General features: G+C 35.2%; 8 protein-coding genes. 4 read left to right on the top strand and 4 right to left on the bottom strand.

Features of this window, described 5'->3' with window-relative positions:
- Nucleotides 1–241: 241 nt before the first annotated feature.
- Nucleotides 242–2,878 (bottom strand): calcium-translocating P-type ATPase, PMCA-type, encoded by a 2,637-nt coding sequence (locus IGI43_RS13925; RefSeq protein WP_438758379.1) that lies wholly within the window; start codon nucleotides 2,876–2,878, stop codon nucleotides 242–244.
- Nucleotides 2,879–3,563: 685 nt separating this feature from the next.
- On the opposite strand from IGI43_RS13925, the gene IGI43_RS13920 reads away from it, so the two are divergent.
- Entirely contained in the window at nucleotides 3,564–3,818 is a 255-nt protein-coding gene (locus IGI43_RS13920; protein ID WP_438758378.1) for a helix-turn-helix transcriptional regulator, read from the top strand.
- A gap of 20 nt (nucleotides 3,819–3,838) precedes the next feature.
- Nucleotides 3,839–4,171 (top strand): hypothetical protein, encoded by a 333-nt coding sequence (locus tag IGI43_RS13915; RefSeq protein ID WP_438758377.1) that lies wholly within the window; start codon nucleotides 3,839–3,841, stop codon nucleotides 4,169–4,171.
- Between the two features lie 66 nt (nucleotides 4,172–4,237).
- On the opposite strand, the gene IGI43_RS13910 is transcribed toward IGI43_RS13915, so the two are convergent.
- Together IGI43_RS13910 and lanM are read right to left on the bottom strand one after the other, a co-directional pair.
- A complete protein-coding gene (locus IGI43_RS13910) occupies nucleotides 4,238–4,414 on the bottom strand; it encodes a hypothetical protein (RefSeq protein ID WP_438758376.1) in 177 nt (58 codons plus the stop codon).
- Between the two features lie 81 nt (nucleotides 4,415–4,495).
- Nucleotides 4,496–7,390, bottom strand: a complete 2,895-nt coding sequence (gene lanM / locus IGI43_RS13905) for a type 2 lanthipeptide synthetase LanM (RefSeq protein ID WP_438758375.1) — start codon at nucleotides 7,388–7,390, stop codon at nucleotides 4,496–4,498.
- 515 nt (nucleotides 7,391–7,905) lie between these two features.
- On the opposite strand from lanM, the gene spxA reads away from it, so the two are divergent.
- Nucleotides 7,906–8,304, top strand: a complete 399-nt coding sequence (gene spxA, locus IGI43_RS13900) for a transcriptional regulator SpxA (RefSeq protein WP_438758374.1) — start codon at nucleotides 7,906–7,908, stop codon at nucleotides 8,302–8,304.
- A gap of 100 nt (nucleotides 8,305–8,404) precedes the next feature.
- Here the strand turns inward: spxA and queA are convergent, their stop codons facing one another.
- The gene (gene queA / locus IGI43_RS13895) at nucleotides 8,405–9,436 is read right to left on the bottom strand and encodes a tRNA preQ1(34) S-adenosylmethionine ribosyltransferase-isomerase QueA (protein ID WP_438758373.1); all 1,032 of its coding nucleotides are present in this window, start codon (nucleotides 9,434–9,436) and stop codon (nucleotides 8,405–8,407) included.
- A 537-nt stretch (nucleotides 9,437–9,973) separates the two neighbouring features.
- On the opposite strand from queA, the gene IGI43_RS13890 reads away from it, so the two are divergent.
- Nucleotides 9,974–11,161 carry a betaine/proline/choline family ABC transporter ATP-binding protein gene (locus IGI43_RS13890; protein WP_438758372.1) on the top strand — a complete coding sequence of 396 codons (1,188 nt, stop codon included), beginning with the start codon at nucleotides 9,974–9,976 and terminating at the stop codon, nucleotides 11,159–11,161.
- The last annotated feature ends 2 nt before the right edge of the window (nucleotides 11,162–11,163 follow it).

Genomic DNA, 11,163 nt, shown 5'->3' with positions numbered 1-11,163 from the left:
CCAAATAAAAATATTGGTTACTATTTATACGTTATTTAAAAATATGAATTCAAAATTGAAACAACTGATTTTGATAACAACTATAATACTCCTTTACCATTTTAGCAAGCCTTTTATGTAAATAATTTCAATAGTATTTTCAAAAATAAGCTTTCATCAAACCGTTTTTTACAAAAAGAATACCTGAAGTCCGAGTTTCGATTAGGAAATCCGTTCTTCAAGTATTCTTTTTCATCTAATTTTATTCGTCGTCATCATCTGTTGAGTAGTGGAATTTGATCATTTCGTTTACAAAAATAGGTATGATCGATAAGCCCATTACTAACAACCAATGATTGATTCCGATTGGAACAAGTCCGAACAACTCTTGTGTGAATGGTAACAACGCAATAACTGTCGTAATGATAATTGCGAGTACAGCCATTTCAAACAGAGATTTATTTGTTGATAATTTTACTCTGAAAATTGATTCTGTACTTCTAACATTAAAAACATGTAGAATCGATGAGTAAGCTAAAATCAAAAATGCTACAGTCTGACCAATTTCATGGCTTGCTTCGAAAAAGTAAGAAACTGAATCAACATTTGCACCTAAATAAAAACCGAACAAGGTGATAACAGTAAAAACAAACGCATTGATTGCAATTTTTTGCCACAAACCGCGAGCAAAAATTCCTTCATTTCTAGGAATCGGTACTTCGTCCATGATTCCTTTTTCAGCTGGCTCTTTTCCTAACGCAAACCCTGGAAGACCGTCTGCCACAACGTTTACAAATAATAATTGGACAGCTGTAAATGGTGCTCCCCAGCCTAGCAACATAGCAATCAACACAATAAATATCTCCGAAATATTACAACTTAGTAAAAAGTTTACTGCTTTACGAATATTTCTATAAACTGCCCGACCTTGTGCTACTGCGTCAACGATTGTTGCAAAGTTATCATCGGTCAAAATCATATCTGCCGCACCTTGTGCGACATCTGTTCCTGTAATTCCCATCGCACACCCAACATCACTTGCTTTTAGAGCAGGTGCATCGTTGACTCCGTCACCTGTCATGGCAACAACTGCACCCGTTCTCTGCCAAGATTTAACGATGCGGATTTTATCTTCTGGAGTCACTCGTGCATATACAGAAAGTGATTTTACTCGTGAATCTAATTCATCATCAGACATTTTTTGCAATTCTGATCCTGTCAAAGCTTCACTTTTATCTGTTAAAATACCTAATTCTTTAGCAATCGCTCCCGCAGTTACTACATGGTCTCCCGTGATCATAACTGTTTTTATTCCAGCTTTTTTCGCACGAGCGATAGCGCCTTTACTTTCTGGTCTTGGCGGATCGATCATACCAATCAATCCTAATAGACGTAAATTCTTTTCTAGAGCCTCTGAAGTGATCTCGGTAGGTTCTTCATCATAAATCGCATAACCTACTGCAATCACTCGTAAAGCACGTTTCCCAAAACGATCATTTACTACAGCTGCTTGATCTAAATCACCAAAACGAAAACGAGTTAATAAGACATCAAAGGCACCTTTCGTTACAGAAATATATTTTTTCCCCATTTTATGAACGGTCGTCATCATTTTGCGCTCTGAATCAAAAGGAATTTCACCGATTCTTGGGTATTTTTCTTCTAATTCAGCTTTTGTATGATAATTTTCTTCAACAGCACGCACGATAGCTGCTTCTGTAGGATTCCCTTGAATGACTAAGTCATTCCCATCTTTATCTACAATAACATCCGTACAAAGCGAAGCCATTTTTAAAACTTCCATCGCTTCATCTGTCATTGCATCTTCTGTGTCAGTTACTTCATCGCCACGCGACCAAACACGTCTAACACGCATTTTATTTTGTGTTAATGTTCCAGTTTTGTCAGAACAAATAACATTAGCCGTTCCAAGCGTTTCAACAGCTGGCAAACGACGAATAATTGCATGCTTTTTAGCCATTTTCTGTACACCATACGCAAGGGTCAACGTCACGATTACCATCAATGTTTCTGGTACTGCTGCCACAGCTAGTGAGACAGCCGTCATAAACATTTCTAATATTGGCTCGCCTTGTAGTTCACCAATGATAAACACTAATGCTGCAGCACCTAAAGCAATTAAACTGATGCGTTTGCCTAATTGGTTCAAGCGTTTTTGAAGTGGCGTTTGCTGCGTCACATCGTCATTCAATAACCCAGCAATTTTACCCATTTCAGTCTGCATGCCAGTTGCTGTAACAATCGCTCTTCCCCGACCATTTGACACAGTACAGCCTTTAAAGACCATATTGAGTTGATCGCCAATCGGTGCATCTTGTTTCCCTATGTATTCCGAATCTTTTTCAATTGGTTCACTTTCTCCAGTAAGGGCAGATTCTTCTACTCTAAGTTGTGACGCTTGGATCAAACGAGCATCTGCTGTAATCATCGATCCTGACTCTAATACGAGTATATCTCCAACAACAACATCTTCTGCATCGATGGTCTCTACCTTGCTGTCACGTAAAACGGAACTACTTTGTTTATTCATATTCTGCAACGCCGCTAACGATTTTTCAGCATTTCCTTCTTGAACAATCGCTAAGACTGCATTGATAATCACGATTGCAATAATTAAAATTCCTTCAAAATAATCCCCGTGCTCCGTAGCAATCGCTGTATAAAACGAAATAGCTGCTGCAACTAGCAAGATGATGGTTGTAAAATCAGATAAACTATGCAGAAACTTCTTTACTATAGAATCTTTTTTCGTTTCTTGAAACGCATTGGGTCCATGTTCAGCAAGTCGCTTTTGTACCTCTTGTCCTGTTAATCCCTGTTCTTTATTGGTATTTACTTCTTTGATAATTGTCTCGATAGGTTGTTTGTATGCTTCCATCCTATCCCCCCATTCTTATTTTTTCCTTCTATTATTATAGTATCTATATTCACTATACCATGTTCTTTTTTCAAACTTCAATAAATATGGCTAATTTTTCATTTTTTCTTTACCATTTTTTTCGTTTCAATATTGCATTTAAAAAAAGCTTTTAACTTGAAAACGCTTCCTTTTTATGTTACTATATTTATAGAAGGAAGGAGGATTAATCAGTTGTATTGAAGAATTTCTCGAAGCATGAAGTAAATAAACACAAAATTGTTAGCAGAACAGGATTCACCTTTCACAAAAAATATATATGTAGAGTAAAAAATCATAAAAACATCTTTAAAAATAGTGAATATGTGTAAAAAGTTAGATGATCGATCTAAATAAAACAAAAAAACATGTATAAAGATAGTTTGATTGAAAAAAATTTAAACAAAGAAATGTAGAAAATGTAATGAAGACAAGATTTGGTTTATGAACAAGAAATTCAACCAATTACTTTATATGTATAACTAAAAGTAAAAAAAATCATTCAGTACACTGATTCCTTCCAGAAACGAAAGCCAAGCTAATCGAGAAGCTTGGCTTTTTTCTTTGAATTATTACTGCAAGTTATTTGTAAGTGAAAGTAAGATATGGTATATTGACTATGCGCTTTTTATTTAATACATAAATTAGACTATTGGAGGGATTTGCATTGCCAAAAAAGAAGAACTCATCATTTGAGAGTTCCATTCACGTCTACAGAGCCATGAAACGCATGACCCAACAGGAACTTGCTGACAAAGTGGGAGTATCTAGACAAACAATTATTCAGTTAGAAAGAAATAGGTACAATCCTTCCCTCTTACTGGCTCATGACATAGCTGACGTTTTTGAGGTGCCGATTGAACAAATCTTCACTTTCAAAAAATTGACAGAAGAAGAGCAAACTAACGAAGTGACCGACTAACACGGAAGGAAAGGATAATTATGACTGAATCACTTAAATCTTTTTTTGATAATCTACCTGTAAATCACTGGTCTAGCTTGCTAGTGTTTATACTATCACTTATATTCATTGTCTATTCTATTTACTTTTTCTTTAGTAAAGAAGGAAAAGACGAACGTGGTAAGAAAATTATTTCAACAGCAAGTTTCATCTCTTTCATAGTTGGACTTGTTTTGATAGGTATCTTAAACAATTTCTTCCAAGATGTGGCTACACATAGCCCAACATCATATTCTTGGTTATTAAACTTTTTAGTATTTTTAATCTCCGGGACAGAAGCAATTGGTATTCTTATTTTAAGAAAGCTAAACTAATAACAATAATAAGGGTCGGAAAGCCAACATTCATTTGTTAGCTTTCCGACCCTTATTCTGTCAAAATTATCTACATGGTCCGATGAATCTAGTCCAACCAGCAACTGATTGCGGTGTAACTTCATCAAGTCTATTAAACATTTCTTCAGTCTCTTCATTTCTTTCGAAAGAAGCACCTACAAATTTGTCTAACTTTGTTGTGTCTGTTTTTGTTTCCATTTTTTCAATCGATAATTTTCTCATAATAATATTTCTCCCCCTTACGTTAATACTTAGATTATAAATCGTTCTCACAGATAAGTAAAGTTCTTTTTTCAGATTGTGTCACTTAATAAATAGCATGGAGTGAACATCAAACGGGTCATAGGCTCTCAATAATTGATAGCCTACTCCTGCTAAACCGCAAAAAAGACTGATAGGAATGCTTTCGGAATCGGATTTCAGCTTGATGACATCTTTTATTAATAAATTAATATCATTTAAATAATTATCGCTATTTCCATAGTTCCCATGACATAAACAATCATCCTCTGTATTGACATCTTCTACTTTTCCAAGCATTTCCTCAGTAAAAGTAAAATTCAAACATTTGCTTACTTCTCTAATCCCCAATGTCCCTCGACACCAAGATTTATTTAAAATTTCGTCTTTTTCAAGTCGTTTCTCAAATCGTTCTATATACCATTCAAGTTTTTCTTTGATCACCCTGTCATTTAGAACTTGGTTCGCTCGACTTAAACCATAGCATACTCCAGCATAACCATGAGCAAAACTGTTATCACCCATTTCTTGACAGGTGACTGATTGAGCATAATGAAAAAGTAGTGCGCAAGCTTCTTCGTTATGGAATGTTTGATAGACAATTGCTAAAATCGTTAATAAACTCGCTTTGCCGTAAAGCCATTCATTCAGTTGATTCTGTTCTTTTATTTGAGTTGTTTTTAAAGCCTCTAAACTCTTTTCCATATACAATCGATGCTTATCATCATTGAGCAATCTTGTCACATAAAAGGCAACTGTCAAGCGCATTCCTTCAGCAAAAAAAGCACTCTGGTAAGTATCCTTTTTGCTCTCCGTCATAAAAATTTCTTTTTCCAATAAATCGATCACTTCTTGATAACTCTCTTTAGGAACATAATGGTTCAAATAAACCAAAAATAAATATATGCCTGCACTGCCTTCATAAAGATCAGTGCCTGGATAGGTAATTCCTATCTCATCATCTGACTCTGGAAGAACAGATATCCAATCAACTTCCCCGCTGTCTTGATCTATCTTGATCTGATCAATAATTTTATCTCCAATATCAGCTGCTTTTTGTAATAACGGTGGTTCAAGTGAATTATTTTTCGCTGGAATCGCGATCTCTTGTGTCTTATATTCTAGAGTATCTAAACTTTCCTTTAATAAAAGATAAGAAAAATGACTAGTTTTCTCTGTTATCTGCTCCATATGCTCTACCGTATCTTCTAGCGGAGTCTTAACTAACAATTGCCCTAACTCATGACCATTCGTATAAACAGTTGTCAAAGACGTGTTTGCTGTGACTAAAGGAACATCATGGTCTAACATCGATTGAATCTCAAAGGGGATCAACGTTTCTGGAATAATTTTACTAGCCCATAAGTTTTCAATGATTTTTTCCCTTTCGATATAGTTAGACATGCAATCTGTGTGCAAGGTAAAATTCAATAAATTTCCATAATGCTGTGTATCTCTGTATATCAGCCGAATCGTTGTATCTGAAAATAAGGCTTTGACTTGCGCGATAAATTCAGACTTATTCTTTAGTAATAGTTGATTCATCTTTTTAAACGCCATCTGGATCACGTCGCGATAAACTAAATAATCAACTTCTTTTCCTGCCAAACGAGGAATATTTTGAGCACCATCCATATAAGCTTCTTCTAGCTGAAAAGCGATAGCACTGGAACGATCATTTCTCAATCTTCTGATCTTTTTAGGCAACTTTTGTTTGGTACCAGACAACGCGTCCATTTCCAGCTCACGTTTTAAGTGTTTTTTCTGCGGCAACAAACCTGTGACGATCACAGAATGCTTTTCTATTCGCGCTTGTCTAGATAATTTTTTGGTCATTTTAAACATTTCAGGCCGGATCAACGTCTCCACATCAATCAACACAGGATAGGGACCACTTGCAATCAGGTTTTCCATATGCAAATCTGTTGCCCCTAACCAATAGACAATCGCCAATAACTGACCATAATTTTGATAAAAATCAGTCACGTCACTTTCTTCCTTGCATTCCTGATAAGAAACTTTTTCCTCGATGGTAAATGTTGGTTGAACAATTCGGTTGATTTTATAGAAAGACAATGCTGGATCTAGCCCTTCAAGATAGGTCAATAAGTCATTGAATCGTTCTCCTATTTCTAGATTCTTAAATTTAAAAATCAACGGCTTTGCCTGTACTTCAAACTGAATCACCGTTTTTCCACGATCATGACTATCCCCTTGTCCAAGTTGTATTTCAGTAAGTTCCATGGGCGCTGAGATATCGAAAGTTGCTGCTAGTTGTTCAGTAGAATCATTTAGGGCAGAGATAAACTCCTCAATCACTTCACACGCAAAGGTCAATCTGACAGAAAGGAGTCTAGCAAGCGTGGGATACTCTGCAAAGAAAAGATAAGTCCGTTGTTTATCACCAAGAAATTCTTCGATATATTTAGTGAATTCTGCTTCTTTCGATCCTGCTTGCAACTGATATTCTTCAATCATCTGATGAACATCCCAAACTAATGTTTTTTGGGCAATAAAAAAGAATTCGTCACATAATTGCTCGATTAATTCTGTCACTGCCTTTTCTGATAGCTGGATCAAAGGAAATTTTTGTAACAGTCTATGGATATGTTTTTCATAATGATGTAAATGAAAACGCAATGCAGCTTTTAACGTCATTTCTTTCACCGAAATTTCAGCTGTAAATAAATGTTTATGTAACTTGAACCATCCACTTTCTTCAACAGTCGAAAGTAATAATTTGGCTCGTTCTTCTGTAAAAGGCAGCAATCCAGTACCAAAAGCTTCTTCGTCTAAATGATATTGTTGAAGCATTTTATCATAATCAGTTTTTGTCAATAAGCTTTTACGCGCTTGCCACTGTTTTAAATAAGTATCTGTTTTTAGATTTAGGTTTTTCCAGCACTGAATCCTTTCTGATATTGTTGTTGCATAACTATACGTCAATTCTTCAATCATCGTTATCACTCCTTTGACATTATCAACCTTCTTTATAATAATAATAAAAAAGTAGGAAAAATACTATGGTAAGTTTGTATTCGTTAGTTTTTTTACAGTCAAAAGAACGTTTAAATCTATATTTTTGCGCGAAGTGCACATTATAAACAATAGCGAACATGATGTTTAAAAAGGAGCATTGCATCTTTTGACTCGTTTTTTAACTTTCGTTAATATAGATTGTGTACTCTTTTTAAAATTTACTATTTATTTTTTGGACAAATTTTTCACAATTGTCAAAGAAAAAAAATTTGGGGTCATTTTTTTACATAACAAGACTGTTTTCTCAATTCCAAAGCCAATAGTATAATTTATAAATAAAAAAATAACAAAAATTTATAAATTATTCACTTTTTATCGACTTCAATATAAATAAACAGCTATTTTACGAGCTTTTATTTTGTAAATTTTTTACTTTTCGTATATTATAGTTGTTAAGAGGTACGTACCAATATTTTCGAAAGGACCTGAAAAACATGTTGAAATTATACACAACAAATAGCTGTACATCATGTAGAAAAGCGAGGAGATGGCTGATAAACCACGATATTCCATTTGAAGAAAAGAACTTTGCCACTACTCCTATTACATTAGATGAACTAAAAAATATATTAATCCTTACGGAAGAAGGTACAGAAGATATCATTTCCATCCGTTCTAAAGTCTTCCAAAAATTAGATTTAGATATTAATGAACTCCCATTGCATGAATTATTGAAGCTGGTCAAAGATAATCCTGGATTACTTCGCCGTCCAATCATGATTGATGAAAAAAGATTACAGATTGGTTTTAATGAAGATGAAATTCGTTGCTTCTTACCTAGATCAGTCCGAAAAAGAGAATTATCCCAAACCTTACTTTTAAGTGGTTTATAATCGTTATTACCTCGAGTCTAAAAATCAATAAAAAAACTCATTCAATTCTAAGCGTTAACGTTTAGAATTGAATGAGTTTTTTTGATACTTTCGTTTTATATTATTTCACAAACATCGCATCTCCGAAACTAAAGAAACGATAACGTTCATCGATTGCATGCTGATAAGCTGCAAGCGTAACATCTTTTCCTGCAAATGCACTGACTAGCATCACTAATGTTGACTTTGGCAGATGAAAGTTCGTTGAAAAAGCTTGTACAACTTTGAATTTGTAGCCTGGTGTAATAAAAATATCCGTCCAGCCGCTATCTGCTTTGATTTGTCCGTCAAACTTGGTTCCGATCGTTTCTAATGTTCGAATCGAGGTTGTCCCTACTGCAACAATTTTCCCGCCATTTTCACGAACATCGTTTAATTGCGCTGCCGCCTCTTTAGTTAAACGGTAAAATTCACTGTGCATTTCATGTTCTGAAATATTATCTACACTGACAGGACGGAACGTTCCTAATCCCACATGTAAGGTCAAATAAACGAGCTTCACGCCTTTTGACTGGATTTTAGCAAGTAGTTCTTGATTAAAGTGCAAACCAGCTGTAGGAGCCGCTGCAGACCCATTTTCTTTAGCATACACTGTTTGATACCGATCAGGATCTTCTAAACGTTCTTTAATGTATGGCGGCAAAGGCATTTCTCCGAGTGATTCTAAAATTTCTAAAAAGATTCCTTCGTAGTCAAATGTCACGATTCGACCACCATGTTCTAATTCTTCCACAACAGTTGCCATTAAACGACCATCACCAAAGCTGATTTTCGTGCCGATTTTCGCTCGCTTAGCAGGTTTGATCAAGGTTTCCCACGTATCTCCTTCTTTATTTGTCAAAAGAAGTACTTCTAAATGCCCACCAGTCTCTGGTTTTTCCCCGTATAGTCGAGCCGGCAATACCCTTGTATCATTCATTACTAATGCGTCTCCAGCATTTAATTCTTCAATAATTTCATGAAAATATTTGTCTTCAATTTCTTTTGTTTCGCGATTTAAAACTAAAAGCCGTGAACTTGTTCGATCTTTCAACGGTGTTTGAGCAATCAATTCTTCTGGTAAATCAAAATCAAAATCTTCTGTACTAAGCATATTTGTCACTCTCTCTACTTGATTTGTCTTGGTTATTTTACCATTTTTTAGGTTATCTGGCTACGAAGAGAATTTCCTTCAACAGGACAAAATGCTTGAACGTACTATACTACATTTGGAATCCACGTAAATCAAACCTAGCTAACGACAGTAATTTCGGCGAGAAGACTCCTGTGTATTAAATGTGGTCTTTGCTTTGTCAGTTAAAGTAATTATACGCGAACAAACTAGTTTTACATTTTTTGATATGTTTTTAAAATGATTCGACCAGAATAAACACTCGAACAACGCGCATAAAATCCACCAAATACAATAAACTTCTCTCTAATATTAGCTAAAGTAAATGCTAAACTAAGCAAATATACACTATAATAACCAATTTGTTTTACTATCATTATTATCTGAAGACAACTGAAAAAACCCTCTGATTTGTCGAAATCGCTGTTTTGTAGCATACTAGTAGTAGAAACGTTTGTTAGTAAACATAGCAATCATTTAAGCAGTAAGATACAGAAAAAAGAATTTGGGGTGAGAAAGTTGATCGAATTTCAACATGTTTCAAAAATTTACAAAGGCGGTAAAATCGCTGTAGATGACGTCAATCTGTCTTTTGATAAAGGTGAATTTATCTGCTTTATCGGAACCAGTGGTAGTGGTAAAACAACTACTATGCGGATGATCAATCGAATGACTGATCCATCAAAAGGAAAAATCTTGATCAATGGTGAGGATATTCAAACTAGTAATCCCGTAGAATTACGTAGAAAAATCGGTTACGTTATTCAAAATATTGGTTTAATGCCACACATGACGATCAGAGAAAATATTGTACTTGTACCTAAGTTATTAAAAGTTGACCTAGAAGAACGAAACAAAATCGCTGAAAAAATGATTGATTTAGTCGAATTACCTAGAGAAATGTTAGATCGCTATCCAAATGAATTGTCCGGTGGTCAGCAACAACGGATTGGTGTCGTTCGTGCTCTTGCAGCGAACCAAGACATCATTTTGATGGATGAACCATTTGGTGCTTTAGATCCGATCACAAGAGATTCATTGCAAGATTTAGTTAAAGATCTACAAGAGCGTTTAGGCAAAACGATTGTTTTTGTGACACACGATATGGATGAAGCATTAAAATTAGCCAACCGAATCGCGATCATGAGTGAAGGAAAAGTCATTCAATTTGATACGCCAGATAATATTTTACGTCATCCAGTCAATGAATTTGTCGAAGAATTGATCGGTGAAGACCGCTTGATCCAAGCCAAGCCAGATATTACCACAGTTGGCGAAGTGATGTTGAACAACGCTATCACGATCACACCGGAAAAATCATTATCAGAAGCAATCAAGCTAATGAGAGAAAAACGGGTCGATACGCTCTTAGTTGTTGATGGTACTGGTGTATTAAAAGGCTTTATTGATGTTGAAACGCTCGACCGCCGTAGAAATAAAGCGACAAGTGTGAGTGACATCATGAATCCAAAAGTCTTCTATGTAAAAAAATCGTCTTTATTGCGCGATACCTTACAACGAATCTTAAAACGTGGTTTAAAATATGTGCCCGTTGTGGATGATAATCAAAAAGTCGTTGGTATCTTAACTCGCGCTTCATTGGTTGATATTGTATATGATGTTATCTGGGGTGAAGAAGAGACAACTGAAGATGTTCCAAATGAAACAGAACTAACTGATGTCAAACAGCCTCAAGCGGAGGTGTAATA

Origin of the sequence: Enterococcus sp. AZ126, assembly GCF_051714545.1 — a bacterium.
Classification (GTDB): domain Bacteria; phylum Bacillota; class Bacilli; order Lactobacillales; family Enterococcaceae; genus Enterococcus_L.
This window is presented reverse-complemented; position numbering and strand designations above follow the sequence as displayed.

Coding starts and splice junctions, on each gene's coding strand:
- IGI43_RS13925 (WP_438758379.1), bottom strand. CDS start 2,878: ATGGAAGCATACAAACAACCTATCGAGACAATTATCAAAGAAGTAAAT.
- IGI43_RS13915 (WP_438758377.1), top strand. CDS start 3,839: ATGACTGAATCACTTAAATCTTTTTTTGATAATCTACCTGTAAATCAC.
- queA (WP_438758373.1), bottom strand. CDS start 9,436: ATGCTTAGTACAGAAGATTTTGATTTTGATTTACCAGAAGAATTGATT.
- lanM (WP_438758375.1), bottom strand. CDS start 7,390: ATGATTGAAGAATTGACGTATAGTTATGCAACAACAATATCAGAAAGG.
- IGI43_RS13910 (WP_438758376.1), bottom strand. CDS start 4,414: ATGAGAAAATTATCGATTGAAAAAATGGAAACAAAAACAGACACAACA.
- spxA (WP_438758374.1), top strand. CDS start 7,906: ATGTTGAAATTATACACAACAAATAGCTGTACATCATGTAGAAAAGCG.